At 67.9% G+C, this 24,130-nt stretch carries 24 protein-coding genes; 14 read left to right on the top strand and 10 right to left on the bottom strand.

The features are described from left to right. Positions 1-180 precede the first annotated feature (180 nt). The 3 genes from C8N38_RS08260 to C8N38_RS08270 all read left to right on the top strand — a co-directional run bounded on the left by C8N38_RS08260 (position 181) and on the right by C8N38_RS08270 (position 4,587). Complete coding sequence (locus C8N38_RS08260; RefSeq protein WP_108026026.1) at positions 181-1,830, top strand: electron transfer flavoprotein-ubiquinone oxidoreductase; 1,650 nt, start codon at positions 181-183, stop codon at positions 1,828-1,830. 218 nt (positions 1,831-2,048) lie between these two features. Further along, complete coding sequence (locus C8N38_RS08265; protein ID WP_245895613.1) at positions 2,049-3,758, top strand: tetratricopeptide repeat protein; 1,710 nt, start codon at positions 2,049-2,051, stop codon at positions 3,756-3,758. After that, the gene (locus C8N38_RS08270) at positions 3,748-4,587 is read left to right on the top strand and encodes a 4-(cytidine 5'-diphospho)-2-C-methyl-D-erythritol kinase (protein WP_108026028.1); all 840 of its coding nucleotides are present in this window, start codon (positions 3,748-3,750) and stop codon (positions 4,585-4,587) included. The genes C8N38_RS08265 and C8N38_RS08270 overlap by 11 nt, the downstream gene beginning before the upstream one ends. 159 nt (positions 4,588-4,746) lie before the next feature. Here C8N38_RS08270 and C8N38_RS08275 read toward each other — a convergent pair whose 3' ends face one another. Beyond that, positions 4,747-5,748: a polyprenyl synthetase family protein gene (locus tag C8N38_RS08275; protein WP_108026030.1), complete on the bottom strand. Its 1,002-nt coding sequence runs from the start codon at positions 5,746-5,748 to the stop codon at positions 4,747-4,749. A gap of 54 nt (positions 5,749-5,802) precedes the next feature. Between C8N38_RS08275 and C8N38_RS08280 the strand changes: the two genes are divergently transcribed. The 3 genes from C8N38_RS08280 (at position 5,803) to C8N38_RS08290 (ending at position 7,053) form a co-directional block, all read left to right on the top strand. After that, on the top strand, positions 5,803-6,024 hold the full coding sequence (locus C8N38_RS08280; RefSeq protein ID WP_075785327.1) for a putative signal transducing protein: 222 nt from the start codon (positions 5,803-5,805) through the stop codon (positions 6,022-6,024). Between the two features lie 4 nt (positions 6,025-6,028). Continuing rightward, the gene (locus C8N38_RS08285) at positions 6,029-6,781 is read left to right on the top strand and encodes a tRNA1(Val) (adenine(37)-N6)-methyltransferase (protein WP_215731121.1); all 753 of its coding nucleotides are present in this window, start codon (positions 6,029-6,031) and stop codon (positions 6,779-6,781) included. Between the two features lie 104 nt (positions 6,782-6,885). Beyond that, entirely contained in the window at positions 6,886-7,053 is a 168-nt protein-coding gene (locus C8N38_RS08290; RefSeq protein ID WP_075785329.1) for a YdcH family protein, read from the top strand. On the opposite strand, the gene yddG is transcribed toward C8N38_RS08290, so the two are convergent. The 4 genes from yddG to C8N38_RS08310 all read right to left on the bottom strand — a co-directional run bounded on the left by yddG (position 7,044) and on the right by C8N38_RS08310 (position 11,365). Next, positions 7,044-7,922, bottom strand: a complete 879-nt coding sequence (yddG, locus tag C8N38_RS08295) for an aromatic amino acid exporter YddG (RefSeq protein WP_108026446.1) — start codon at positions 7,920-7,922, stop codon at positions 7,044-7,046. The two genes, C8N38_RS08290 and yddG, sit on opposite strands and share 10 nt — an antisense overlap. Positions 7,923-8,132: 210 nt before the next feature. After that, positions 8,133-8,855, bottom strand: a complete 723-nt coding sequence (gene phbB / locus C8N38_RS08300) for an acetoacetyl-CoA reductase (protein WP_108026034.1) — start codon at positions 8,853-8,855, stop codon at positions 8,133-8,135. A gap of 95 nt (positions 8,856-8,950) precedes the next feature. Beyond that, the gene (locus tag C8N38_RS08305) at positions 8,951-10,126 is read right to left on the bottom strand and encodes an acetyl-CoA C-acetyltransferase (protein WP_108026036.1); all 1,176 of its coding nucleotides are present in this window, start codon (positions 10,124-10,126) and stop codon (positions 8,951-8,953) included. A gap of 387 nt (positions 10,127-10,513) precedes the next feature. Beyond that, entirely contained in the window at positions 10,514-11,365 is an 852-nt protein-coding gene (locus tag C8N38_RS08310; RefSeq protein ID WP_108026039.1) for an EAL domain-containing protein, read from the bottom strand. 131 nt (positions 11,366-11,496) lie between these two features. Here C8N38_RS08310 and C8N38_RS08315 point away from each other — a divergent pair, with 131 nt between their 5' ends. Further along, on the top strand, positions 11,497-12,066 hold the full coding sequence (locus C8N38_RS08315; protein ID WP_108026041.1) for a DNA-3-methyladenine glycosylase I: 570 nt from the start codon (positions 11,497-11,499) through the stop codon (positions 12,064-12,066). 4 nt (positions 12,067-12,070) lie between these two features. On the opposite strand, the gene C8N38_RS08320 is transcribed toward C8N38_RS08315, so the two are convergent. Beyond that, on the bottom strand, positions 12,071-12,628 hold the full coding sequence (locus C8N38_RS08320; RefSeq protein ID WP_245895614.1) for a TlpA family protein disulfide reductase: 558 nt from the start codon (positions 12,626-12,628) through the stop codon (positions 12,071-12,073). A gap of 25 nt (positions 12,629-12,653) precedes the next feature. Here C8N38_RS08320 and argH point away from each other — a divergent pair, with 25 nt between their 5' ends. The 7 genes from argH to C8N38_RS08355 all read left to right on the top strand — a co-directional run bounded on the left by argH (position 12,654) and on the right by C8N38_RS08355 (position 19,766). Continuing rightward, positions 12,654-14,057: an argininosuccinate lyase gene (gene argH, locus C8N38_RS08325; protein ID WP_245895616.1), complete on the top strand. Its 1,404-nt coding sequence runs from the start codon at positions 12,654-12,656 to the stop codon at positions 14,055-14,057. After that, on the top strand, positions 14,054-14,347 hold the full coding sequence (locus C8N38_RS08330; protein ID WP_108026047.1) for a hypothetical protein: 294 nt from the start codon (positions 14,054-14,056) through the stop codon (positions 14,345-14,347). The genes argH and C8N38_RS08330 overlap by 4 nt, the downstream gene beginning before the upstream one ends. Further along, entirely contained in the window at positions 14,337-14,516 is a 180-nt protein-coding gene (locus C8N38_RS08335) for an argininosuccinate lyase (RefSeq protein ID WP_245895618.1), read from the top strand. Before C8N38_RS08330 ends, C8N38_RS08335 begins: the two co-directional genes overlap by 11 nt. Continuing rightward, positions 14,513-14,836: a DUF2834 domain-containing protein gene (locus tag C8N38_RS08340; RefSeq protein ID WP_108026050.1), complete on the top strand. Its 324-nt coding sequence runs from the start codon at positions 14,513-14,515 to the stop codon at positions 14,834-14,836. The genes C8N38_RS08335 and C8N38_RS08340 overlap by 4 nt, the downstream gene beginning before the upstream one ends. An 18-nt stretch (positions 14,837-14,854) precedes the next feature. Next, positions 14,855-16,120: a diaminopimelate decarboxylase gene (gene lysA, locus C8N38_RS08345; protein ID WP_108026052.1), complete on the top strand. Its 1,266-nt coding sequence runs from the start codon at positions 14,855-14,857 to the stop codon at positions 16,118-16,120. Between the two features lie 37 nt (positions 16,121-16,157). Then, positions 16,158-18,674 (top strand): TIGR02302 family protein, encoded by a 2,517-nt coding sequence (locus C8N38_RS08350; protein ID WP_108026054.1) that lies wholly within the window; start codon positions 16,158-16,160, stop codon positions 18,672-18,674. A 69-nt stretch (positions 18,675-18,743) separates the two neighbouring features. Further along, positions 18,744-19,766: an endonuclease/exonuclease/phosphatase family protein gene (locus C8N38_RS08355; protein WP_108026056.1), complete on the top strand. Its 1,023-nt coding sequence runs from the start codon at positions 18,744-18,746 to the stop codon at positions 19,764-19,766. A 43-nt stretch (positions 19,767-19,809) separates the two neighbouring features. Here C8N38_RS08355 and C8N38_RS08360 read toward each other — a convergent pair whose 3' ends face one another. From C8N38_RS08360 to C8N38_RS08375, 4 genes are all read right to left on the bottom strand, one after another. Continuing rightward, entirely contained in the window at positions 19,810-21,132 is a 1,323-nt protein-coding gene (locus C8N38_RS08360) for a pyruvate dehydrogenase complex dihydrolipoamide acetyltransferase (RefSeq protein ID WP_108026058.1), read from the bottom strand. Positions 21,133-21,142: 10 nt separating this feature from the next. Then, a complete protein-coding gene (locus C8N38_RS08365; protein WP_108026059.1) occupies positions 21,143-22,525 on the bottom strand; it encodes a pyruvate dehydrogenase complex E1 component subunit beta in 1,383 nt (460 codons plus the stop codon). Positions 22,526-22,541: 16 nt separating this feature from the next. Beyond that, complete coding sequence (gene pdhA / locus C8N38_RS08370; RefSeq protein WP_108026061.1) at positions 22,542-23,552, bottom strand: pyruvate dehydrogenase (acetyl-transferring) E1 component subunit alpha; 1,011 nt, start codon at positions 23,550-23,552, stop codon at positions 22,542-22,544. A 201-nt stretch (positions 23,553-23,753) separates the two neighbouring features. Next, positions 23,754-24,056 carry an FtsB family cell division protein gene (locus tag C8N38_RS08375; protein ID WP_108026063.1) on the bottom strand — a complete coding sequence of 101 codons (303 nt, stop codon included), beginning with the start codon at positions 24,054-24,056 and terminating at the stop codon, positions 23,754-23,756. Positions 24,057-24,130: the final 74 nt, after the last annotated feature.

Below are 24,130 nucleotides of genomic sequence, written 5' to 3' on the forward strand. Positions count from 1 at the left end.
AGGCATCGGGCCGCCGATGGAGGCCTCAATGGGGGCGCCGGGGCGACTATTCATTTTCTTGTGCCGCGCCGCCGCGAAATGATGTTGCCGAACAATTGAATTGACGGCCCGGCTGAGTTAACGGTTTGCGGACTGCATTCAGCCAGGGCGGCCGGTGCGCCGGCCGAGAAGGGTAATCGCATGGCCGAGATCGAACGGGAATCGATGGAATACGACGTGGTGATCGTGGGAGCCGGGCCCTCGGGGCTTTCGGCGGCGATCCGCCTGAAGGAACTCGATCCCGATCTGTCGGTCGTCGTGCTCGAGAAGGGGTCGGAGGTCGGCGCGCATATCCTGTCGGGCGCGGTGCTCGACCCGATCGGGCTGAAGGCGCTGTTTCCCGACTGGAAGGAGCGCGGCGCGCCGGTCTCGGTGCCGGTCAAGGAGGACAATTTCGTCTTTCTCGGCAAAAGCGGCAGCCTGCGCTTTCCCAACTGGCTGATGCCGCCCTTGATGTCGAACCACGGCAAGTACATCGTCTCGATGGGCAATGTCTGCCGCTGGCTGGCCGAACAGGCCGAGGCGCTGGGGGTCGAGATCTTCCCCGGCATGGCCTGTTCGGAACTGGTCTGGGGCGAGGACGGCGCGGTCAAGGGCGTCGTCGCGGGCGAATTCGGGCGGCAGGCCGACGGTACGCCGGGGCCGAATTACGAGCCGGGGATGGAACTGCACGGCAAGTATGTCTTCATCGCCGAGGGCGTGCGCGGTTCGCTCGCCAAGCAGATCATCGCGAAATACGACCTCTCGAAGGGCCGCGACCCGCAGAAATACGGGCTCGGCATGAAAGAGGTCTGGGAAATCGACCCCAAGAAGCACAGGGAAGGCACCGTCACCCATACCATGGGCTGGCCGCTGAACGGCAATGGCGGCGGCGGGTCTTTCATCTACCACGCCGAGAACAACCAGATCTTCATCGGCTTCGTGGTGCACCTGAACTACCGGAACCCGCATCTTTTCCCCTACATGGAATTCCAGCGCTTCAAGCATCACCCGATGGTGGCCGAGCTGCTGGAGGGCGGCAAGCGCGTGGCCTATGGCGCGCGGGCGATCTCGGAGGGCGGCTATCAGTCGATCCCGCAGGCGGCCTTCCCGGGCGGGGTTCTGCTGGGCTGTTCGGCCGGGCTGGTGAACGTGCCGCGGATCAAGGGCAACCACAATGCCATGATGTCGGGGATCGAGGCCGCCAAGGCCGCGGTCGCCGCGATCAAGGCGGGGCGCGCGGGCGATGTGCTTGCCGATTATGACGACGCGCTGCATGCGGGCGACATCGCCAGGGACCTGAAGAAGGTGCGCAACGTCAAGCCGCTCTGGTCGAGATATGGCGGCTTCCTCGCGACGATGCTGGGCGGGTTCGACATGTGGGTCGCGCATCTGACCGGTTGGAACCCGCTTGGCACCATCCATCACGACAAGACCGATGCCGAGGCGACCGGCAAGGCCGCCGATTTCCCGAAGATCGACTACCCGAAACCCGACGGCAAGATCAGCTTCGACCGGCTGACCAACGTGGCCTTCTCCTTCACCAATCACGAGGAAAGCCAGCCTTGCCACCTGCGGCTGGCCGATCCCGCGATCCCGGTGCAGGTCAACCTGCCGCAATTCGCCGAACCCGCGCAGCGCTATTGCCCGGCCGGGGTCTACGAGGTGGTCGACGAGGGGCAGGACCCGCGCTTCGTGATCAATTTCCAGAACTGCGTGCATTGCAAGACCTGCGACATCAAGGACCCGAACCAGAACATCACCTGGGTCACGCCGCAGGGCGGCGACGGGCCGAACTACCCCAACATGTGAGAATTTTACCGGGGCCCGACGCGGCCCCGGCATCGACGCGCGGCGCAGGGGTCGGATGGCTTCTGCGCCGCCGGTCTTTCGGGCCGGGCGCCCGCAGGGGGCCGCGACTGTCACATCCGCGCGACGGCAGGGGCCTTTGCGCCTCGCCCTGGCGCCGGTCCATTGCCTTGGACGGTTCGCGGCTCTACCCTGCCGTCCAAACGAACAGGAGTGCATTCTTGGCCAAATCGCTGCCGCGCCTTGCCGCCCTGGCCATTCTGGGGCTTGCCGCGCTGAACACGGCGGCCCCCGCCCGGGCCGATCTGGGGGTGTCCGGTCCGTATCTGGCCGCCCGCCAGGCGAGCTTCCTCAGCGACTACCGTGCTGCGGCGGCCTATTACACCGAGGCGCTGGTCAGCGATCCGTCGAATCCGCGGCTGCTGGAAAACGCCATGACAGCGCTTGTGGGACTTGGCGAGGTCGAGAAGGCGGTGCCCATCGCCCGCCGGATCGAGACGCTGGGCAATCCCGACCAGCTGGCCAATCTGGTGCTGATGGCCGATCAGATGAAGCAGGGCCAGTTCGACCGGGTGATCGCCGATCTCGATGCCGGGCGGCAGACCGCGCCGCTGGTCGACGGGCTGATCCGCGCCTGGGCCGAGTTCGGGCAGGGCCGCATGACCGACGCGCTGGCGGCCTTCGACGCGGCCTCGGCGCAGTCGGGCATCAAGGCCTTCGGGCTGTATCACAAGGCGCTGGCGCTGGCCGCTGTCGGCGATTTCGAAGGCGCCGACACCATCTTTTCGGGCGAGGCCGAGGGGCCGCTCCGGGCCACGCGGCGGGGCGTGCTGGCCCATGCCGAGGTGCTGAGCCAGCTTGAACGCAACGACGACGCCATCGAGCTGATCGACGCGGCCTTCGGCACCGAGGTCGATCCGGGCGTCGCCGCGCTGCGCGCCCGTCTGGCCGAGGGCGATGCACTGCCCTTCGACGTGATCGACGGCGCGGCCCAGGGCGCGGCCGAGGTGTTCTTCACCGTCGCCAGCGCGCTGAACGGCGATGCGCTGGACGGCTATACCCTGCTTTACGCGCGGCTGGCCCAGTTTCTCGCGCCGAAGAATGCCGATGCGATCCTGCTGTCGGCGGGGCTGCTCGAGGCGCAGGAGCGCTACGAGCTGGCGACCGAGGCTTATGCCGCCGTGCCGAAGGACGACCCGGCCTTCTATGCCGCCGAACTGGGGCGCGCCGAGGCGATGCGCCATGCGGGCGATGTCGACGGCGCCATCGAGACCCTGCGCGGTCTGGCGGCGACCTATCCGGATGTGGCCATCGTCCATGTCACGCTGGGCGACGCGCTGCGCAGCCAAGAACGCTTTGCCGACGCGCTCAAGGCCTATGACGCGGCCATCGCGCTGTTCGACGAACCGGCACGCGGGCAGTGGATCGTCTATTACGCCCGGGGCATCTCGCATGAGCGGCTGGATCAGTGGCCCGAGGCCGAGGCCGATTTCCGCAAGGCGCTGGAGTTGGAACCCGACCAGCCGCAGGTGCTGAACTATCTGGGCTATTCCTATGTCGAGATGAACACCAATCTCGACGAGGCCATGTCGATGATCGAGCGCGCGGTCGCGGCCCGGCCCGATGACGGCTATATCACCGACAGTCTGGGCTGGGGGCTTTACAAGCTGGGCCGGTATCAGGAGGCCGTCCCGCATATGGAGCGTGCGGCCGCGCTGATGCCGGTCGATCCCGTCGTCAACGACCATCTGGGCGATGTCTACTGGGCGGTGGGCCGGAAGGTCGAGGCGCAGTTCCAGTGGCACCGGGCGCTCTCTTTCGGCCCCGATGAGGCGGAGGCCGAGCGCATCCGCAAGAAGCTCGAGGTCGGGCTCGACAAGGTCCTGAAGGACGAGGGCGCGCCGCCGCTTCGGGCTGCCAATGACGGTTGAGGCCTTCGCGCCCGCCAAGATCAACCTGACCCTGCATGTCACCGGACAGCGGGCCGACGGCTATCACCTGCTCGACAGTCTGGTGGTCTTCGCCGATATCGGCGACCGGCTGACGCTGGAGCGGGCCGAAGACCTCAGCCTTTCGGTCAGCGGCCCGCGCGCCGGCGGCGTGCCGGTGGACGGGCGCAATCTGGTGCTGAAGGCGGCGGCGCTGTTTGGTCCCGGGCCGGGCGCTGCGATCCGGCTCGACAAGCGGCTGCCGGCGGCGGCGGGCATCGGCGGCGGGTCCTCCGACGCGGCGGCGGCGCTGCGCGGTCTGGCCGCGCTCTGGGGCCGGGATCTGCCCGGGCCCGAGGCGGTTCTGTCGCTGGGCGCCGATGTGCCGGTCTGTCTGGCGCCGGGGCCGGTCCGGATGCGTGGGGTCGGCGAAGAGATCCTGCCCGCGCCCGCCTTGCCCGATTTCGGTCTGATGCTGGTCAATCCCGGCGTCGAGGTGCCAACGCCCGCCGTCTTCAAGGGCCTCGTCCGCAAGGACAACGCGCCGATGCCCGACCTGCCCAACTGGACCTCGGCCGCCGTGCTTGCCGAATGGCTTGCAGGCCAGCGCAACGATCTGGAGCCGCCCGCCCGGGCCGAGGCGCCGGTGATCGGCGAGGTGCTGGCGGCGATCGCGGCGAGCCCGGGATGCCTTCTGGCGCGGATGTCGGGGTCGGGTGCGACCTGCTTCGGGATCTACCCCGGCCGCGCCGCCGCCGAGCACGCCGCCATCCTGCTGCGCGAGTCCCGGCCCGGCTGGTGGGTCGAGGCCGGAGCGCCCTATACGCTGTAGCGGCGGGTTTCCCGCGAAAGCTCCCGGCGCGCCCCCAGGGCGGGCGCCTCGCTTGTCGATCCGGACTGACGGGGCGATCCAGACTGACGGGGCGCCGAAAAGCAAAACGGCGCGGGCCGGACCAGCGCGCGCCGTATCGTCAAGCCCTGTCGGGCCCGGTCAGCTGATCCGGGCCACCACGTAATCGGCCAGATCCGACAGCATGTCGCGGATCTCGTGTTCGGGTAGCAGGCTCAGCGCCTCCTTGGCGCGCGCGGTCCAGGCCAGCGCCTCCTGCCGGGTCGCCTCGATGGCGCCGTGTTTCGCCATCAGCCCCAGCGCATGCTCCAGATCGCCCTCGCGCTGGTCGCCCTTCTCGATGGTGCGCGCCCAGAAGGCGCGCTCTTCGGCATCGGCGGCGGCGATGGTCTTGATGATCGGCAGCGTCAGCTTCCGTTCGCGGAAATCGTCGCCGACATTCTTGCCGGTCGAGGCCGCGTCGCCCGCCACATCCAGCAGGTCGTCGACGATCTGGAAGCCCACGCCCAGCGCGTCGCCATAGGTGTAAAGCGCCTTGACCTGTTCCTCGGGCATCCCCGCGATCACGCCGCCGACCTCGGTCGCCGCCGCGAACAGTGCTGCGGTCTTGCCGCGCACGACCTTCAGATAGATCTCCTCGGTGGTCGACAGATCCCGCGCGGCGGTCAGCTGCAGCACCTCGCCTTCGGCGATCACCGCGGCCGCGTTCGACAGGATGTCGAGCACCTGCAGATTGCCCGGCGCCACCATAAGCTGGAACGAGCGGGCGAAAAGATAATCGCCGACCAGAACCGAGGACTTGTTGTCCCACAGCAGGTTGGCCGTCGGCCGCCCGCGGCGCTGGCCGCTTTCGTCCACCACGTCGTCATGCAGAAGCGTCGCGGTATGGATGAACTCGACCGTGCTGGCCAGATAGATGTGATAGGGCCCGTCATAGCCGCACATCCGGGCCGCCGCGATGGTCAGCATCGGCCGCAGCCGCTTGCCGCCCGCGCCCACCAGATGCGCCGCGACCTCGTCGATGCGGGGCGCGTATTCCGAGGTCATCCGCTCGCGGATCAGACGGTCGACGGCGGCCATCTCTTCGGACAGCACTGCGGCCAGACGTTCGTGCGGTTTGGTAACGGCGTTGTCCAAGCCCATGGCGGCCTCGTCTCTTGCTCGACAACGGGGCGGCTGTGCCCTTAATTCGCTGTCATGAAAGAACTCGTTCGCACCAACGACCCGACACTCGTGGCCTTTGTCTCGGCGCTTCTTCAGGGCGAGGAGATAGACTGCTTTCATATGGATGTCCACATGAGCGTGCTTGAGGGATCGCTAGGCGTTTTGCCGCGCCGGATCATGGTGGCCGACCGCGATCTGTTTCGTGCCCGCGCGGTGCTGCGCGACAACGGCATCCCCTGCGGCGACGAAAGCTGATCCGGTGACGGCGCTTCGGCAGGACGGATTTCTGGGCGGACGGTTGCATCTGTGGCAGCCGGCCGCGGGCTACCGTGCCGGGATCGACGCGGTGCTGCTCGCGGCCGCGACGCCCGCAGAGGCGGGCCAAAGCGTTCTAGAACTCGGCTGTGGCGCGGGTGTGGCCAGCCTGTGCCTTGCGGCGCGGGTGCCGGGGCTTGCGCTGACCGGGGTGGAACTGCAGCCCGCCTATGCCGCGCTGGCCCGGCGAAACGCCGCCGAGACCGGCCTGCCGCTGGAGGTGGTCGAGGCCGATCTGACTGCCCTTCCGGCCGAGGTGAAGGCGCAAAGCTACGATCACGCGATCTTGAATCCCCCGTATTTCCGGCGCGACCGCGGCAGCGCCGCCCCCGATCCCGGGCGCGAGAGGGCGATGGGCGAGGCCACGCCGCTGGCGGACTGGCTCGCGGCGGCTGCGCGGCGGCTGCGGCCCGGCGGGCGGCTGACCGCCATCCAGCGCGCCGAGCGCCTGCCCGAGATGCTGGCGACGCTTTCGCCGCTGCTAGGATCTGTAGAGGTTCTGCCGCTTTCCCCTAGGGATGGGCGCGCCGCCAAGCTTATCCTTCTGCGGGCGCGGAAGGGGCGGCAGGGACCGTTCCGGTTGCATGCTCCGCGGACCCTGCATGAGGGCGTGGCGCATCCGAAAGACGGCGACAGTTATACCCCGGAAGTCGCGGCCATTCTGCGGGATGGCGCGGCATTGTCCTGGCCCGGTTGACGCCGCCAGTTATGCACGAACTCTTTTATTTCAAGGAGGTGACACGACTCGGATTTCGTGCTGCACTGTAAGCGTTTCATGACAGCTAGAGAGGAGCACCGGCCATGAATCTGAGTTCGCATCTGCAAGAACTGCGCAAGAAACACAAGGCTCTCTCTGACCAGGTCGAACGGGCCCAGCAGACCCCGGCCTCGGACACTCTTCAGGTCGCGGAACTCAAGAAACAGAAGCTGAAGCTCAAGGAACAGATCGAACGCCTGTCTCAGGCCTGATCGGTCGCCCGGCGGCTGGCGCGCGCGGCCAGGGCCGCGCCGCCGGTGATGAGGATGGCCGCCGCGAACAGGGTGGGCGTCGGGACCGCAACCCCGGCGCCGACCAGGACCAGGGTAGACAGCAGGGGCGCGGCATAGCTCGCCACTCCCAGAAGCTGGATGTCTCCCTTCTTCACCCCGATATCCCAGACATAGAAGGCCAGCCCCACCGGGCCCAGCCCCAGCGCCAGCACGCTGCTCCAGCCGAGTGCGCTCTCGGGCCAGACGGTCGGTTCCAGCGCCAGATGCAGCGGCAGCGACAGGGCGGCGGTGGCCAGGCAGAACACGGCGACGCTGGCGGTCGGGACGGTGCCCAGCCGCCGCGACAGCACCGAATAGCTTGACCAGGTCAGCGCACAAAGCAGCGCAAGCCCGTAGCCGGGCAGGGCTGCGGCGTCGAACCCGCCGATCGCACCCTTGGCCACGATCAGCGCCGCGCCCGCGAAGGCGGCCAGCGCGCCCAGCACATGGGTCGCGCGCAGCCGCTCGCCGGGCAGCAGGCCCGACATCAGCACGATCAGGAGCGGCCAGAGATAGGCGATCAGCCCGGCCTCGGCCGCGGGGGCCAGCCGCAGCGCCGAGAAGTAAAGCGCGTGATAGCCGAAAAGCCCCGCCGTGCCGAAGGCATAGACCTTCCAGGAAATCCGCAGCAGGGTGCCCGCCTCGCCCCGCGCGATCACCCAGATCAGGCCGAGCGTTCCCCCGATGGCAAAGCAGAGCGCGTTCAGTTGAAGCGGCGGCACCGGGGCCGAGCCGACGGTGAAAAGCGCAAGCAACGCCCAGAGCAGGACGGCGACGAATCCGGTAGCAGTGGCACGGGTGCGGGTCATGACCGAAGGCTTATCCGCGCCGGCGCGCTCCGGCCAGAGCATTGCGCCGGGGGCCGACGTTGCGTCATGGGTATTTCTGCCAAGAAGAAGACGCCGTCCGTTTCTTCTTGGCAAAAATACCCGGCGCGTAGCGCGTCCGCGACAGCGGACCCGGAAACGGAAAGGGGCGGCCCATCAGGGCCGCCCCGGATCGCCCGCGGGCGGACTGGATCAGACGAAGAACTGCGCGCCGTTGGCCGAGATCGTCGAGCCGTTGACGAAGGTCGCATCGTCGGAGGCAAGGAAGACCACGCAGCGCGCGATTTCCTCGGGCTCGCCCAAGCGGCCGGTGGGGATCTGCGAGATGATCGCCTCGCGCACCTTTTCCGGCACCGCCATCACCATTTCGGTGGCGATGTAGCCCGGGCAGATCGCGTTGGCGGTGATGCCGAACCGCGCGCCTTCCTGGGCCAGCGACTTGACGATGCCGAGATCGCCCGCCTTGGTCGCGGCATAGTTCACCTGACCGAACTGCCCCTTCTGCCCGTTGATCGAGCTGATCACGATCACCCGGCCGAACTTGCGTTCGCGCATGCCGGGCCAGACCGGATGCACGGTGTTGAAGACGCCGGTCAGGTTGGTGTCGATCACCTCCTGCCATTGTTCGGGTGTCATCTTGTGGAAGGGCGCATCGCGGGTGATGCCGGCATTGGCGACCAGCACGTCGATCGGCCCAAGATCGGCCTCGACCTTTGCCAGCCCGTCCTTCGAGGCCGCGTAATCGGCCACCGACCATTTGTAGGTGGCGATGCCGGTCTCGTCGGTGAATTTCTTCGCCGCCTCGTCATTGCCGCCATAGGTGGCCGCCACGGTATAGCCCGCGGCCTTGAGAGCCTTGCTGATCGCCTCGCCGATCCCGCGCGTGCCGCCCGTGACCAATGCAACTCGTGCCATGATTCCTCCAGATGGGGTTTTGTTCTTGTAATCCTGTTACGAAATGAATGAAGGGCGCGCAAGAATGTTGCGCGCCCCTTGTCATTTCGCCGCGATCAGGCGCGTTCCAGGCACATTGCGACGCCCATGCCGCCGCCGATGCAGAGGGTCGCAAGGCCCTTCTTGGCGTCCCGGCGCTTCATTTCGAAGAGCAGGGTGTTGAGGATCCGCGCGCCCGAGGCGCCGATCGGGTGGCCGATGGCGATGGCACCGCCGTTCACGTTGACGATGGCCGGGTCCCAGCCCATGTCCTTGTTGACAGCGCAGGCCTGGGCGGCGAAGGCCTCGTTGGCCTCGACCAGGTCGAGATCCTCGACCTTCCAGCCGGCTTTCTCCAGCGCCTTGCGCGAGGCCGGGATCGGGCCGGTGCCCATGATCGAGGGATCGAGACCGGCGGTCGCATACGAGGCGATCCGTGCCAACGGTTCCAGCCCGCGCTTCTCGGCCTCGTCGGCCGACATCAACAGCACGCCCGCGGCGCCGTCGTTGATGCCGCTGGCATTGCCCGCGGTGACCGAGCCGTCCTTGGCGAAGGCCGGGCGCAGCTTCTGCATCGACTCGAGCGTGGCGCCGTAGCGGATGTATTCGTCGGCCTCGACGATGGTGTCACCCTTGCGGCCCTTGACCGTGACCGGCACGATCTCGTCCGCGAACTTGCCGTCCTTCTGCGCGGCCTCGGCCTTGTTCTGGCTGGCCAGGGCGAATTCGTCCTGCATGTCGCGGCTGATCTGCCATTGTTCGGCCACGTTCTCGGCGGTCTGGCCCATGTGATAGCCGTTGAAGGCGTCCCACAGCCCGTCCTTGATCATCGAATCGATGAACTTGACGTCGCCCATCTTGTGGCCCGCGCGCAGATGCGCGACGTGGGGGCTGAGCGTCATGTTCTCCTGCCCGCCGGCGGCGACGATGGCGGCATCGCCCAGCAGGATGTGCTGCGCGGCCAGCGCCACCGAGCGCAGGCCCGAGCCGCAGACCTGGTTGATCGACCAGGCCGCCGCCTCGACCGGGAAGCCCGCATTGACATGGGCCTGACGGGCGGGGTTCTGGCCCTGACCCGCGGTCAGCACCTGGCCGAGAATCGTCTCGGAAACCTCCGATTTGTCGATGCCGGCCCGCGCGACGAGCGCTTCGAGCATCGTCTTGCCGAGCTCGTGGGCCGGAACGGTAGCGAACGCGCCGTTGAAGCTGCCGACCGCGGTACGGGCGGCAGAAACGATGACGACATTGGTCATGGGTAGGTCCTTCTCCCCTGGGTGCCTGACGGGGCGACTATAGGGGATGCACGCGCAGAATTGCACCCCCCGCCAGCGGCTCGCCTCACGCGTTCACGCGGGAACCCGCGCGGCGCCGCGCCGCAGCATCGGCCCTGCCGGAGGGGCAGCAGGCGTCAAGGGGGCGGATCGCGGAAAACCGGCGTTGGAATCGGTTCCGGGGTGCCGCGCAGGGCAGGGGGTCAGCGAGGAGGGTGGATTGGCCAGAGGCGGCAGCGGCTGGCCCGGACAAGGTCGGCGCTGTCGGGCCGTGCGCCGCGTGCGTCCCCCGAGGGGCGGGCCGGTCGGCCTGATCGTTGGCGGCGTTCCCCGGTCGCGGAGCGGCGGGCGAGGGATCTGCCCGGGCGGTCAGGCGCTGCGGCGTTCGCCGGGGTCGCCGGTGCCGCTGCGCCAGGGCGGAACGATGGTCGGGGCGCCGAAGGCATAGCCCTGCATGCAGTCGATTCCCGCCGAGGCAAGCCAGGCGGCATCGCGCGCGGTTTCGACATTCTCGGCCACGGTGAACATGTCGAAATGCTGGGCGATGGCGATCAACGCCGAGGTCAGCACCTGATTGTCCGGGTCGTCGGCGATGCCGCGAATGAACTGGCCGTCGATCTTGAGGATGTCGAAGTAGAAATCGCGCAGATAGCGGATCGCGGTATAGCCCGCGCCGAAATCGTCCAGCGCGAAGGCGATGCCCTTGGCCTGCAGGTCGCGCATGAAGACGGTGACGAGGTCGGGCATCACCATGGCCGAGCTTTCGGTGATTTCCAGGATCAGCCGTTCGGCCAGGGTGGCGTCGTCCTCGATCGCGCGGTTGAGGGTGCGCGTCCAGCGCGGATAGCCGATCGAGCGGGCGGACATGTTGATCGCAAGCCGCAGGTCGGGGCAATCGGCCAGCGCGGCCAGCCCCAGTTCAAGTGCGGTGCAATCCAGCATCCGGCCGAGTTCGGTGGTTTCCACCGTCTCGATGAAGTCGCCCGCCGGAATGGTCCGGCCGCTGCGGTCGATGACGCGGATCAGACCTTCGTAGAAGGCGATCCTGCCGTTTTCCATGCTTTGGACGACGGGCTGAAAGGCCAGCACCACATCGCGCCGGTCCAGCGCGTCCTGCACCATCGCGATGACGTTCCGGTCCCGTTCCGCGACGGCCGCGGACAGCGGACTGTCCGATCCTCGGGGCGCGGCGCCGCCTTTTTCATAGCTGCCGTCCGGCATTCTGACCTCCGCTTCGCTCCCTGTTCTCATGGCGCGAGAACGGTTAAGGTCAGGTGAAGGTTCGCTTTTGGTTCCAAATTTAGGAAATCCGGGAAGTTTTGGGCAACTCTCGGCATGAAAAGGAAAATTCTATGGCGGAAAGGTGCGGTTGGTGTGGAAGTGAGCCAATTTACGTGACGTATCATGACACGGAGTGGGGCGTGCCCGAGCGCGACTCGCGCGCACTGTTCGAAAAGCTGATCCTCGACGGGTTCCAGGCCGGGCTGTCCTGGCTGACGATTCTGCGCAAGCGCGAGGGGTTCCGGGCTGCCTTTGCGGGCTTCGATCCCGAGGTCATCGCGGGCTGGGGCGAGGCCGAGGTCGCCCGGCTGCTGGCCGATCCGGGGATCGTGCGGCATCGCGGCAAGATCGAGGCCACCATCGGCAATGCCCGCGCCTGGTGCGAGATCGAGGCGCGCGAGGGGTTTTCGGACTATCTGTGGCGCTTCGTCGACGGTGCGCCGCTGCAGAACGACTTTGCCAGCATGGCCGACGTCCCGGCCCAGACGCCGCGGTCGCAGGCGATGTCAAAGGCGCTGAAGGCGGACGGCTTCAAGTTCTGCGGGCCGACCATCACCTATGCGTTCATGCAGGCGGTGGGCATGGTCAACGACCATGTCCTGACCTGCCCGCGCCATGCCGAGGTGGCGGCGCTGGGGTGAGCGATCAGGACCCTTCGGTCAGGCTGTCCAGAAGCGCCCTGGCCTCGGGGCTGTTCCAGTCGGCCTCGCCCATCAGGCGGCCGATCTCGTGGCCCTCGGGGTCGAGGATCACCGTCACCGGCAAGGCCAGGATGCCCATCGAGCGCGCCAGCCAGGAGGACTGGTCGCGCCATTTCGGCAGATGCGCGATCTGCTTCTCGGAAAACCACCGGTCGATGGCCTTGGGCGGGTTGCGCCCGGTGGCCACGGTGACCACGGCAAGCCGGTCGCTGTCCGCCGTCGTGGCCAGCGCCTCGAGCGTCGGCATCTCGGCCAGGCAGGGCGGGCACCAGGTGCCCCAGAAGTTCAGCACCACCCAGCGGCCGCGATACTCGCCGAGGCTGCGTTCGGCATCGGTCTCGTCCAGCAGCACCGCATCGGGCACCGCTTGCGGTTCGGCGTGGAACACCAGCTTCTTCATGGTGCCCTCGCGCATCGCCTCGAGCGTGGCGATGTCGGCGGCAGGAGCCGCGTTTGCACAGAGCCCGAGGGCGATGTAGAGGACGAGCGACCTTAAGACCATGTTTCCCTCCGAAGGGGGCCAGCCGATGACCAAAGACCAGACCCAGACCCGTTCCAACGCCATGTGGGGCGGGCGTTTCGCCGCCGGGCCGGACGCGATCATGGAGGCGATAAACGCCTCGATCTCGTTCGACAAGCGCCTTGCCCCGCAGGATATCGCAGGCTCGCGCGCCCATGCCGCCATGCTGGCGGAAACCGGTATCCTCACGGTTAAGGATGCCGAGGCGATCCGGGAAGGCCTGCTCACGGTCTTGTCAGAGATCGAGGCCGGGTCCTTTGCGTTCTCGACCGCGCTCGAGGACATTCACATGAATGTCGAGGCCCGGCTGAAAGAGATCATCGGCGAGCCGGCGGGGCGGCTGCACACCGCGCGGTCCCGGAACGACCAGGTGGCGACCGATTTCCGGCTGTGGGTGCGCGACCAGATCGACGCCGCCATGGACGGGCTTCGGGCGCTGATCCGGGCGCTGCTGGCGCAGGCCGAGGCGGGCGCGGACTGGGTGATGCCGGGCTTCACCCATCTGCAGACGGCCCAGCCGGTGACCTGGGGCCATCACATGATGGCCTATGTCGAGATGTTCGCCCGCGACCTGTCGCGATTCGGCGATGCGCGCGCGCGGATGAACGAAAGCCCGCTGGGGGCCGCGGCGCTGGCGGGCACCTCTTTCCCGATCGACCGGCACATGACCGCACAGGCGCTGGGCTTCGACCGGCCGATGGCCAATTCGCTCGATGCGGTCAGCGACCGCGACTTCGCGCTGGAATTCCTGGGCGCGGCCTCGATCTGCGCAATGCACCTGTCGCGCTTCGCCGAAGAACTGGTGATCTGGTCCTCGGCGCAGTTCCGTTTCGTTGCATTGTCGGACCGGTTCTCGACCGGCTCCTCGATCATGCCGCAGAAGAAGAACCCCGACGCGGCCGAGCTGATCCGGGCCAAGATCGGCCGGATCTTCGGCGCCAATGTCGCGTTGATGACGGTGATGAAGGGCCTGCCCTTGGCCTATTCCAAGGACATGCAGGAGGACAAGGAACAGGTCTTCGATGCGGCCGACAACCTGATGCTGGCCCTGGCCGCGATGGAGGGCATGGTGCGCGACATGACCGCGAACCGGCCCGCGCTGGAAGCGGCTGCCGCCAGCGGCTTCTCGACCGCGACCGATCTGGCCGACTGGCTGGTGCGCGAGCTGGGCCTGCCCTTCCGCGAGGCCCATCACGTCACCGGCACGCTTGTCGCGATGGCCGAGAAGAAGGGCTGCGATCTGCCGGATCTGAGCCTTGCCGAGATGCAGTCGGTGCATGAGGGCATCCGCGAGGACGTGTCCGGGGTGCTGGGCGTGCATAATTCGGTGGCGAGCCGGATGAGTTATGGCGGCACAGCACCCGAACAGGTCCGCGCCCAGATCGCCCGCTGGACGGAACGGCTGGGATGAGACGCGGCGCGACCCTCGCGGCGGGCCTTGCGCTTGTGGCGCTGGCGGGCTGCGCCCGGCCGCATGGCGGGGTCGCGGTCTCGAATGCGGGCGATGTCAGCGGCGGGGTGTCGGCGGGCCGGGTCGCGGTCGGCGCGGGGCCGAATGGGGCCCGTGCCTCGGCCCGGGTCGTGGACACCGGCAGCGCGGCTGTTACGGTGGGCACCGATGGCGCCTCGGTCGGGCTGCGCCCGCGCGGCGCCCCGGTGCGGCTGATCCTTGGGACGGGAGGAGTGGGAATTGGCTTCTGATCGGATGTTTCGGCCGGGGCGCAGTGCGGCCCTGGCGGCGGTGCTGGCCCTGACGCTTGCAGGCTGCGGGCTCGACGGCCCGCCCGAGCCGCCCAAATCCGCAGCCGGGACCGGCTTTTCGGTCAGCGGCACCGCGGAAATGGGCGTCGTCGGAGGCAACCGGCCATGAAATACCTGCGCTATCTCTTTCTCGCCCTTGCGATCTGGGGCTCGATCCACCCGATGTTCTATTTCATGCGCTGGATCCTCGCCAATGACTGGGACTGGGGCGGCATGATCGACGCCTGGTATGTCAATGACAGCGCCACCGGCCTGACCTGGGACCTGACGATCAGCGCCATTGCGCTGACGCTGTGGATCCTGATCGACAGCGCCCGGCGCCGCGATGCGCTGGGGCTCGTTTGCATCCCGCTGACCTTCGGCATCGGCCTGTCCTGCGGGCTGCCGCTTTACATCTTCCTGCGCTCGCGTCCCTCGAAAGCCGCCTGAGCCCTCCCGGAGACCCGAATGGACCATTTCCTGTATCGGAGCGGTGTGCTCCATGCCGAGGACGTGTCGCTGGCCGACATCGCGGCAACGGTCGGCACGCCCTTCTACTGCTATTCCGTGGCCACGCTGACCCGGCATTTCCGGCTGTTCGACGAGGCGCTGGCGGGCACCGACCATCTGGTCTGCTACGCGATGAAGGCCAATTCGAACCTCGCCGTGCTCAAGCTGATGGGCGATCTCGGCGCGGGGATCGACGTCGTGTCGGGCGGCGAATACCGCAAGGCGCGCGCGGCCGGCGTGCCGGGCGACAGGATCGTCTTTTCCGGCGTTGGCAAGACCCGCGAGGAAATGCGGCTGGCGCTGGAAGGCGGCATCCGCCAGTTCAACGTCGAATCGGAACCCGAGATGGCGGCGCTTGACGAGGTCGCGCGGTCCATGGGGCGGGTCGCGCCCATCGCCGTCCGGGTGAACCCCGATGTCGATGCGAAAACCCATGAGAAGATCGCGACCGGCAAGTCCGAGAACAAGTTCGGCATCCCGATCGCCCGCGCGAAGGACGTCTATGCCCGCGCCGCCGCGATGCCGGGGCTTCAGGTGATGGGGATCGACGTGCATATCGGCAGCCAGTTGACCCAGCTCGAGCCCTTCGAGCAGGCCTATGGCAAGGTGGCCGAGCTGACAAAGGTCCTGCGCGCCGAGGGCCACGACATCCGCCGTCTCGATCTGGGCGGGGGGCTTGGCATTCCCTACGAACGCTCGAACGCCGCGCCGCCGCTGCCGGTCGAATATGGCGCCATGGTCAAGCGCGTGCTGGGCGATCTGGAGGTCGAGATCGAGATCGAGCCCGGGCGGCTCATTGCCGGGAATGCGGGCGTGCTGGTCAGCCGGGTGATCTATGTGAAAGAGGGCGAGGGGCGGACCTTCCTCATTCTCGATGCGGCGATGAACGATCTTGTCCGGCCCTCGATGTATGGCGCCTATCACGACATCGTGCCGCTGACCGAGCCCGCCGCCGGAACCGGCTATGCTCCCCATGACGTCGTGGGTCCGGTCTGCGAAACCGGCGACACCTTCGCCAAGGCGCGCGATCTGCCGCCGCTGGCCGAGGGCGATCTGGTCGCGTTCCGCTCGGCCGGGGCCTACGGCGCGGTGATGGCGTCGGAATACAACACCCGCCCGCTGGTGCCCGAGGTTCTGGTCAGCGGGGATCACTTCGCCGTCATTCGCCAGAGGCCGTCCTTTGACGAGATCATAAACCGCGATACCATCCCGGAATGGTTGTGACCCGGCACCCCGCCCGGGTCCGCCGCCGGATGGGAGCATGACCGAGAGCACGCCGATCCCCGACGACGCCCTCACCCACCTGCGCTGGCCGCTGCGCCTGACCTGGGCGGGCCTTTTGGCCGAGCGCCTGTGCCGGGCCTTCTGGCCGCTGGCGAGCCTTCTTCTGCTGATCGCCGCGGCCCTTGCCTTCGGGCTTCACGACCTGCTGACCCGCGGGGCCGCGCTGGGGCTGGGGGCAGCACTTCTGGCCGCGCTTCTGGCGACGCTCGTCTACGGGGTCCGCGGCTTTCAGCGGCCAAGCCGGGCCGAGGCGCTCGACCGGCTCGACCGGACGCTTCCGGGTCGGCCCATCGCGGCGCTTTCCGACAGTCAGGCCATCGGCGCGGGCGATCCGGCCTCCGAGGCGGTCTGGCGCGCCCATATCGCGCGCATGGCGGCTCGGGTGCAGAACGCGCGCGCGGTGCCGCCCGATCTGAGGCTATCCTCGCGCGACCCCTACGGGCTGCGCCATGTGGCGTTGATCGCCTTTACCGTGGCGCTGGTCTTCGGGTCCTTCCTGCGCGTTGCCAGCGTCACCGATCTGGGGCAGGGCGGCCCGGCGCTGGCCGCCGGACCCACCTGGGAGGGCTGGATCGAGCCCCCGGCCTATACCGGCAAGCCCAGCCTTTATCTCAACGACATCGCCGAAGACGCGCTGGCCGTGCCCCAGGGCAGCCGCGTCACCCTAAGGCTTTACGGCGCGGTGGGCGCGCTTGGCGTGACCGAGACCGTCTCGGGCCGCGAGGAGGGGGCCGAGGCGCCGCCGCCCGAGGGCACCGACGCCATGGCGCAAAGCTTCGAGGTGGTGAAGGACGGCCGCGTCGAGATCGAGGGCCCCGGCGGCCGCGCCTGGCAGATCGTGCTGAGCCCCGACATTCGTCCGGAAATCCGGCTGACCGGTGCGCTCGATGTTTCGGCCGATGGCGAGATGAAGCAACCCTTCTCGGCCAGCGACGATTACGGCGTGACCCGGGGCGAGGCGACGATCACGCTCGATCTTGCGGCGGTCGACCGCCGCTACGGGCTGGCCGTCGATCCCGACCCGCGCGAGCCGCTGGTGCTGGACCTGCCGATGCCGATTTCCGGCGACCGGCAGCAATTCACCGAAACCCTGGTCGAGAACCTGTCCGAACACCCCTGGGCCGGGCTCCCGGTCCGGATCGAGCTGGCCGCGGAAGATGCGTTGGGCCAGCGGGGCGTGTCGGCCCCCGCCGCGATGGTGCTGCCCGGGCGGCGCTTCTTCGACCCGCTGGCGCGCGCGGTGATCGAACAACGCCAGGCGCTGCTCTGGGCGCGGGCGAACGCCCCCGAGGTCGCGCAGATCCTGCGCGCGGTCAGCTACCGGCCCGACGAGATCTTCCGCAACGAAAGCGCCTATCTGCAGCTTCGCGTGGCGATCCGGCGGCTTGAGGCTTCGGCCGCCGCGCTGACCGCCGAGACCCAGACCGAACTGGCCAAGGCGCTTTGGGACATCGCCGTGCTGATCGAGGACGGCGACCTTTCGGATGCCGCCGAACGGCTGCGCCGGGCGCAGGAGCGGCTGGCCGAGGCGATGAAGAACGGTGCCAGCGATGCCGAAATCGCCCAGCTGATGGACGAGTTGCGCGAGGCGATGCAGGACTACATGCGCCAGCTGGCCCAGCAACAGCAGCAGGACGGCCAGGAGCAGGCCCAGAACGGCGAGACGCAGGAAATCACCGGCGATCAGCTGCAGCAGATGCTGGACCGGTTGCAGCAGCTGATGGAAGAGGGCCGGATGGACGAGGCCCAGCAGCTTTTGCAGATGCTTCAGCAGATGATGGAGAACATGCAGGTCACGCAAGGGCCGGGCGGGTCGTCTCCGGGACAGCAGGCGATGGAGGGGCTGGCCGAAACCCTACGCGATCAGCAGGGCCTGTCCGACGATGCCTTCCGCGACCTGCAGGACCAGTTCAACCCCGGCGGCCAGCAGGGCCAGCAGGGCGAGGGCCAGCAGGGGCAGGGCGAGGGCATGCCGGGCCAGGGCCAGGACGGTCAGCAAAGCCTCGCCGACCGTCAGGACGCGCTGCGCCGCGAACTGGACCGCCAGCAGCAGAACCTGCCCGGGCTGGGCGCCTCGCCCGAAAGCGAGGCCACGCGCGAGGCGCTGGATCGGGCCGGGCGGGCGATGGACGAGGCCGAGCGGGCGCTGCGCGACAACGATCTGGCCGGGGCGCTGGACGATCAGGCCGAGGCGATGGAGGCGCTCCGCGAGGGCATGCGCAACCTCGGCGACGCGCTGGCCCAGAACCGGCAGGAGGGCGGCGAGGACGGTCAGGGCATGGGCCGGGCCGATGAAGGCGGCGAACGCCGCGACCCGCTGGGCCGCGCGCCGGGCTCGACCGGGCAGGTCGGCACCGAGGACAGCATGCTGCAGGGCGACGATGTCTATCGCCGCGCCCGCGACCTGCTGGACGAGATCCGCCGCCGGTCGGGCGAACAGAACCGCCCCGATCTAGAACTCGACTACCTGCGGCGCCTGCTCGACCGGTTCTGATCGCGTCACCCTCAAGTCGCGCGGCTGTGCTAGGCTGCCCTTGGGTCATCGGCCGCAGGGGAGGCGCGCATGAAGATCGTCGACTGGAATCTCGAATGGATGAACAAGTGGTTTTCGGGCAATGCCCGGCCGCGCTGGGGCTCGAACGAGCTGTCGGCGGACGAGGCGCGGACCTGCGCCCGCAAGGCCGCTGCGGTGATCGACGCGCTGGCGCCCGATCTTCTGTGTCTGCAGGAAGGCCCCAGCGCCGAGGCCGAGATGGCGCTGTTTCTCGACGCGTTTCTGTCGGATGCCGACGGGCCGCGCTATGAGGCGCTGATCGGTTCCGACGGGGGCGCGCAGAAGCTTTACGTGCTGCGCCGCCGGGACGGGCTGGTGCGCGCGGTCGAGCGGGCGACCGATGCGGCGACCTTGGCGCTGACCGAGCCCTGGGCGGCAGACGTGAATGGCGACATGCTGCTGGAGGGCTATGATTTCACCCGGCTGCCGCTGGTGGTCGACATCGACCCGGTGGGCGGCGCGCCGGTGCGGGTCGTGGTGCTGCATACCAAGTCGAAATACGTTCATGGCGGCGAGGCGCTCTGGCGCGATCCGGTGCGGCGGCAGGAATTCGTGGTGGCGGCCCTGCTGGCGCGGCGGCGTATTTCGGCCGAGGGGTTTCGGCTGCGCGCCTATCTCGACACGCTGGTCGCGGCGGACCCGGCCGCGCGGATCGTGGTCACCGGCGACTGGAATGACGGGCCGGGGACCGATTTCTTCGAGCGGAGCTACCTGACCCATAACGTGGCCGATATCGTGCTGGGGTCCACCTTCACGCCCGAGCTGATCTTCCGCCATCCGCTGCTGTCCCATGTGCCGCCCGCGGCCCTGTTCACCGCGCGGTTCGACGACTTCGTCGACGAGGTGCCCGACCGGCCGCTGCTGCTGGATCATTTCGCGATTTCGCCCGGGCTTGCGCCCTGGGTGCGGGCGGCCGGGATCGCCCATGACGCCTATGAGGCGGAACTGGACGGATCGGGGGCCGCGCGGACCCAGAGGCCGAGCGATCACCGCCCGATCTGGGTTGAACTGGGCAAGCCGCTGACGGGATAGAGCCCGGCCCCTGCAGGATCGGCGAGCCCGCAGGGGCTCGCGGTCAGGCCAGCATGGCGAGCGGGTTTTCCAGATTGTCCCGGATCGCCTCCAACAACTCGGCGCCAAGCGCCCCGTCGATCACCCGATGATCGACGCTGAGCGTGACCGACATGACCGTCGCGACCTCGATCTCTCCGGCATCGTTCACGACCGGTTTCTTCACACCCGCGCCGACCGCGAGGATCGCGCCATGGGGCGGGTTGATCACCGCGTCGAAATTGTCGATCCCGAACATCCCGAGATTCGAGATCGCGAAGCTGCCGCCCTGGTATTCCTGCGGCGCGAGCTTGCGGTCGCGGGCGCGGGCGGCCAGATCCTTCATCTCTTTCGACAGCTGGCTGAGCGACTTGGTCTCGGCATCCTTCAGGACGGGGGTGAAGAGCCCGCCCTCGATGGCGACGGCGACCGCCACATCGGAGGGCTTGAGCTGCAGGATGCGGTCGCCCGCCCAGACCGCATTGGCCTTGGGCACCTGCTGGAGCGCCAGCGCGCAGGCCTTGATGATGAAGTCGTTGACCGAAAGCTTGACGCCCCGGGCGCCGAGCTGGGCATTGAGCGTGCCGCGGAACTCGAGCAGCGCGTCGAGCCGGATGTCGCGGCGCAGGTAGAAGTGCGGGATGGTCTGCTTGGCCTCGGTCAGGCGGGCGGCGATGGTCTTGCGCATGCCGTCGAGGGTGACGACCTCGTAGGCACGCCCGTCGTACATCCGCGCGACCGCGTCCGGCGATAGCCCGGCGGGCTGGGCGGCGGCGGCCTGTGGGGCGGCGGCGGTCTGGGGAGCCTCGGCCTTTGCGGGTTTTGCGGCGGGGGCGGTCGCGGCCTCGACATCGGCCTTGACGATACGCCCGCGCGGGCCCGAGCCCTGTATGGCGGTCAGGTCGAGACCCTTTTCGGCCGCGATCCGGCGCGCGAGCGGCGAGGCGAAGATCCGTTGGCCATCGGTGGCGCTGGGCGCGGGCGGGGCGGCGGCCGGCGCGGGACCCCCGTCGGGGGCCGCCTTGCCGCCCGCGTCGGCTGCGGGCGCAGCCTCCGGGGCCGGTTTCGACGGGGCCGCGCTGTCGTCGATGTCGTCTTCGCTTTCGCCCTCTTCCAGCAGGATGGCGATGGGCGTGTTGACCTTCACGCCCTCGGTTCCGGCCGCGACCAGCAACTTGCCGATCCGGCCTTCATCGACGGCCTCGAATTCCATCGTGGCCTTGTCGGTCTCGATCTCGGCGATGAGGTCTCCGGACGACACGGTGTCGCCTTCCTTGACCAGCCATTTCGCGAGCGTGCCTTCCTCCATCGTGGGAGAAAGGGCGGGCATCAGGATTTCCGTGGGCATGCCGGTCTCCTCAGCGGTAGGTCACAGCGCGGGCGGCTTCGACGACCTCTTTCGCGGTCACCAGCGCCAGCTTTTCCAGGTTCGCCGCATAGGGCATCGGCACGTCCTTGCCTGTACAGTTGATCACCGGCGCGTCGAGCCAGTCGAAGGCCTCCTGCATCAGCACGGCCGAGATGTGGTTGCCGATCGAGCAGACCGGGAAGCCTTCCTCGACGGTGACGCAGCGGTTGGTCTTCTTGACGCTTTCGATCACCGTCGCGGTGTCGAGCGGGCGCAGCGTGCGCAGGTCGATCACCTCGGCCTCGATGCCTTCCTTGGCCAGCGCATCGGCAGCCTGGAGCGTATGGGCCATGCCGATGCCGAAGCTGACCAGCGTCACATCCTTGCCCTCGCGCCAGATCCGGGCCTTGCCGAAGGGGATGGTGAAGTCGTCCAGCACCGGAACCTCGAAGCTGCGGCCATAAAGGATCTCGTTCTCGAGGAAGATCACCGGGTTCGGGTCGCGGATCGCGGTTTTCAGCAGGCCCTTGGCATCGGCGGCCGAATAGGGCTGGACCACCTTGAGGCCGGGGATATGGGCGTACCAGGCGGCGTAGTCCTGGCTGTGCTGGGCGGCGACGCGGGCGGCGGCGCCGTTCGGGCCGCGGAAGACGATGGGGCAGCCCATCTGGCCGCCCGACATGTAGAGCGTCTTGGCGGCCGAGTTGATGATCTGGTCGACGGCCTGCATGGCAAAGTTGAAGGTCATGAACTCGACGATGGGGCGCAGGCCGCCGAAGGCCGCGCCGACGCCGAGACCCGCGAAACCATGTTCGGTGATCGGCGTGTCGATCACGCGCTTCGCGCCGAATTCGTCGAGCAGGCCCTGGCTGATCTTGTAGGCGCCCTGATATTCGGCGACTTCCTCGCCCATCAGGAAGACGTCGTCGTCGCGGCGCATTTCTTCGGCCATGGCATCGCGCAGTGCCTCGCGGACCGTGGTCGATTTCATCTTCGTGCCTTCTGGGATCTCGGGTTCGGCCACCGGCCGGGCGCGTTTCGGTTCGGCGGGGGCGGACGGCGCGGAGCCTCCGCCGGAGGCCGCCTTGCCGTCCGCGTCGGCCGCGGGTGCGGCCTCCTGCGCCGCCTTGACGGCGGCGTCGGCATCTTCGCCTTCTTCGACCAGCACGGCGATGGGGGTGTTGACCTTCACGCCTTCGGTGCCCGCCTCGATCAGGATCTTCCCGAGCACGCCCTCATCGACGGCCTCGAATTCCATCGTCGCCTTGTCGGTCTCGATCTCGGCCAGGATGTCGCCCGCCGAGACGGTGTCGCCTTCCTTGACCAGCCATTTCGCCAGGGTCCCTTCCTCCATCGTCGGGGAAAGCGCGGGCATCAGGATTTCCGTTGCCATGTCTGTCTCTCCTCGCTCAGGCGTTCTGCGGCGCCGTTTCGGCGTAGATGTCGGTGTAAAGCTCGTCGAGCGCCGGCTCGGGGCTTTCCTTGGCGAACTCGGCAGCCTCGTTCACAACGGCCTTGATCTCCTTGTCGATCTCTTTCAGCTCGTCCTCGGTCGCGTGCTTGCCCTGCAGGATCAGCTCGCGCACATGCTCGATGGCGTCGCGTTCCTCGCGGATCTTCTGCACCTCCTCGCGCGAGCGGTACTTGGCCGGGTCCGACATCGAGTGGCCGCGATAGCGGTAGGTCATGATTTCGAGGATATAGGGCCCCTTGCCCGCCCGGCAGTGGGCAACGGCCTTCTCGCCCGCGGCCTTGACCGCCAGCACGTCCATCCCGTCGACCGCCTCGCCCGCGATGCCGTAGGAGGCGCCGCGTTCCCAGAAATCGGGGCTCATGGTCGAGCGCTTGACCGAGGTGCCCATGGCGTACTGGTTGTTCTCGATCACGAAGATCACCGGCAGCGACCAGAGTTGGGCCATGTTGTAGGTTTCGGCGACCTGACCCTGGTTGGCGGCGCCGTCGCCGAAATAGGTGAAGGTGACGCGGCCATTGTCCTTGTACTTGTCCGAGAAGGCCAACCCCGCGCCGATCGGCACCTGGGCGCCGACGATCCCGTGGCCGCCATAGAAGTGGCGCTCCTTCGAGAACATGTGCATCGAGCCGCCCTTGCCCTTGGAATAGCCGCCCTCGCGCCCGGTCAGTTCGGCCATCACCCCCTTGGGGTCCATGCCGCAGGCCAGCATGTGGCCGTGGTCGCGGTACGAGGTGACGCGCTTGTCGCCCTCTTCTGCCGCGGCCTCAAGCCCGACGACGACCGCTTCCTGGCCGATGTAAAGGTGGCAGAACCCGCCGATCAGCCCCATGCCGTAAAGCTGGCCGGCCTTTTCCTCGAAACGCCGGATCAGCAGCATCTCGCGGTAAAAAGTCAGCAATTCTTCCTTGGAGGTGTTCGGTTTCGCGGGCGGTTTTCGCGTGGCCATCGGGCGGCGCCTCCCATGCGCAGAAATGGTTTAACGTTAAACGAAAATATATCAGAGCGGTTCCAAGATTGCGAGGGCTTTTTGCCCGCGCCCGGCGGGCGGGCCGGTTTCGGCCCGAGGTGAAGGCCCGAGGAAAAGGCCGGAACAACAGGCCAGACCAAAAGGCCGGAGTAAGCGGGCGGGGATAAGGCGCGCGGCCGCTCAGCGCACGACGATTTCGTCGGCGCGGATCAGGCCCAGGACGCTGCGGGCGCGTTCGTCGAGAAGGTCGAGGTCGAGATAGCCATCCGACAGCCGCCGGGTCTTGTTCGAGACGGAGTCGAGTTCGGCCTCGAGCGCGGCCTTCTGGGCTTCGAGTGCGGCGGCATCGGCCTCGATCTGGATCCGGCGGAACAGGCCATAATCGCCCTGCACCGCGGCGAAGGTGAAATACATCGCCAGCGAGAAACTGATCCCGATATAGACGAGCGCCCCCCAGGCGGGGCGCAGACGCGCCGCGGTCATGACCCTGCCCCTGCTTGCCGCGCGACAGGCGCGGTCCGCCGCAGTCTAGGGCAAGCGAATCGGCTTGTGAAACG

This window comes from Rhodovulum kholense (assembly GCF_003053725.1).
Lineage (GTDB): Bacteria > Pseudomonadota > Alphaproteobacteria > Rhodobacterales > Rhodobacteraceae > Rhodovulum > Rhodovulum kholense.

What these genes read in the sequence shown, in the direction of transcription:
- C8N38_RS08305 (WP_108026036.1), bottom strand. Translation starts at nt 10,126, where the DNA reads ATGACCAATGTCGTCATCGTTTCTGCCGCCCGTACCGCGGTCGGCAGC.
- C8N38_RS08360 (WP_108026058.1), bottom strand. Translation starts at nt 21,132, where the DNA reads ATGCCCACGGAAATCCTGATGCCCGCCCTTTCTCCCACGATGGAGGAA.
- C8N38_RS08350 (WP_108026054.1), top strand. Translation starts at nt 16,158, where the DNA reads ATGACCGAGAGCACGCCGATCCCCGACGACGCCCTCACCCACCTGCGC.
- C8N38_RS08290 (WP_075785329.1), top strand. Translation starts at nt 6,886, where the DNA reads ATGAATCTGAGTTCGCATCTGCAAGAACTGCGCAAGAAACACAAGGCT.
- pdhA (WP_108026061.1), bottom strand. Translation starts at nt 23,552, where the DNA reads ATGGCCACGCGAAAACCGCCCGCGAAACCGAACACCTCCAAGGAAGAA.
- phbB (WP_108026034.1), bottom strand. Translation starts at nt 8,855, where the DNA reads ATGGCACGAGTTGCATTGGTCACGGGCGGCACGCGCGGGATCGGCGAG.
- argH (WP_245895616.1), top strand. Translation starts at nt 12,654, where the DNA reads ATGACCAAAGACCAGACCCAGACCCGTTCCAACGCCATGTGGGGCGGG.
- C8N38_RS08340 (WP_108026050.1), top strand. Translation starts at nt 14,513, where the DNA reads ATGAAATACCTGCGCTATCTCTTTCTCGCCCTTGCGATCTGGGGCTCG.
- C8N38_RS08270 (WP_108026028.1), top strand. Translation starts at nt 3,748, where the DNA reads ATGACGGTTGAGGCCTTCGCGCCCGCCAAGATCAACCTGACCCTGCAT.
- C8N38_RS08355 (WP_108026056.1), top strand. Translation starts at nt 18,744, where the DNA reads ATGAAGATCGTCGACTGGAATCTCGAATGGATGAACAAGTGGTTTTCG.
- C8N38_RS08320 (WP_245895614.1), bottom strand. Translation starts at nt 12,628, where the DNA reads ATGGTCTTAAGGTCGCTCGTCCTCTACATCGCCCTCGGGCTCTGTGCA.
- C8N38_RS08260 (WP_108026026.1), top strand. Translation starts at nt 181, where the DNA reads ATGGCCGAGATCGAACGGGAATCGATGGAATACGACGTGGTGATCGTG.
- C8N38_RS08375 (WP_108026063.1), bottom strand. Translation starts at nt 24,056, where the DNA reads ATGACCGCGGCGCGTCTGCGCCCCGCCTGGGGGGCGCTCGTCTATATC.
- C8N38_RS08310 (WP_108026039.1), bottom strand. Translation starts at nt 11,365, where the DNA reads ATGCCGGACGGCAGCTATGAAAAAGGCGGCGCCGCGCCCCGAGGATCG.
- lysA (WP_108026052.1), top strand. Translation starts at nt 14,855, where the DNA reads ATGGACCATTTCCTGTATCGGAGCGGTGTGCTCCATGCCGAGGACGTG.
- C8N38_RS08275 (WP_108026030.1), bottom strand. Translation starts at nt 5,748, where the DNA reads ATGGGCTTGGACAACGCCGTTACCAAACCGCACGAACGTCTGGCCGCA.
- C8N38_RS08280 (WP_075785327.1), top strand. Translation starts at nt 5,803, where the DNA reads ATGAAAGAACTCGTTCGCACCAACGACCCGACACTCGTGGCCTTTGTC.
- yddG (WP_108026446.1), bottom strand. Translation starts at nt 7,922, where the DNA reads ATGACCCGCACCCGTGCCACTGCTACCGGATTCGTCGCCGTCCTGCTC.
- C8N38_RS08330 (WP_108026047.1), top strand. Translation starts at nt 14,054, where the DNA reads ATGAGACGCGGCGCGACCCTCGCGGCGGGCCTTGCGCTTGTGGCGCTG.
- C8N38_RS08315 (WP_108026041.1), top strand. Translation starts at nt 11,497, where the DNA reads ATGGCGGAAAGGTGCGGTTGGTGTGGAAGTGAGCCAATTTACGTGACG.
- C8N38_RS08365 (WP_108026059.1), bottom strand. Translation starts at nt 22,525, where the DNA reads ATGGCAACGGAAATCCTGATGCCCGCGCTTTCCCCGACGATGGAGGAA.